At 68.8% G+C, this 250-nt stretch carries 1 protein-coding gene; it reads right to left on the bottom strand.

The features are described from left to right. The coding region (locus R0J88_RS22215; protein ID WP_410901202.1) for an aldehyde dehydrogenase family protein at positions 1–250 on the bottom strand (250 nt) is incomplete at both ends.

The following is a 250-nucleotide window of genomic DNA, read 5'->3' as shown; positions in this document are numbered from 1 at the left end:
GATGAACACCTGGCCACAGCGCAGCTTGTGAGCCATGCGCAACTTACGCGCACCGTCCCGGGTCCAGACCCCGGCCACCAGGCCGAAGGCGCTGTCGTTGGCCAGGCCAATGGCCTCGGCCTCGTCCTCGAAGGGCATCACCGCCAGCACCGGGCCGAACACTTCCTCCCGGGCCAGGCGACTGTCTGGCGGCACATCGCGAAACAGCACCGCTTCGTGGAAGTAGCCGCCGCTGCCGGCCTCGGACACC

This window comes from Pseudoalteromonas sp. SIMBA_162 (assembly GCF_046535955.1).
GTDB lineage: Bacteria > Pseudomonadota > Gammaproteobacteria > Enterobacterales > Alteromonadaceae > Pseudoalteromonas > Pseudoalteromonas marina.
The sequence above is the reverse complement of the archived record's forward strand: the minus strand, read 5'-3'. Positions and strand labels throughout refer to the sequence as shown.